The 395-nt window shown below is 82.3% G+C and carries 1 pseudogene; it reads right to left on the reverse strand.

What is annotated here, in order from left to right:
* Window positions 1–395: pseudogene (locus tag GQS09_RS28415) on the reverse strand (hypothetical protein); the annotation flags it as partial.

Raw genomic sequence — 395 nt, forward strand, 5'->3', positions numbered from 1 at the left:
GCAGTGCCCGGGCGAGGCGGCGCGGCAGGGCACCCTGCCGCTCCTGCGCCCCGGGGCCCGCCGGGGCCGCCGGGGCCGGCCGGGGATCGGCCCGCGGCACCCGGGCGTAGAGCTCCTCGGCGAGCGAGAAGACGTCCCGGTGCCGGAACCGGGCGGCGATCCGGTCGGTGACGCCGCAGGCCTCCAGCCCGGCGGCGATCTCCAGCGGGTCCACGGCCCGCTCGCACAGCACCCGGTGGCGGTACATCAGCAGCCGCACCGGATCAGCGGTCCCGCGCATCCCGCACACCTCCCCCGGTCTCCGCCGCCGCGTCCGCCGCCGCGCCGCGGGCCGCGCGCTTCCTCCCGGGCGGGGTGGCGACGGACGGGCCCGCGCCCCGGCTCGCGCCCGCGGC

The organism is Streptomyces sp. YIM 98790 (genome assembly GCF_011421595.1).
GTDB lineage: Bacteria > Actinomycetota > Actinomycetes > Streptomycetales > Streptomycetaceae > Streptomyces.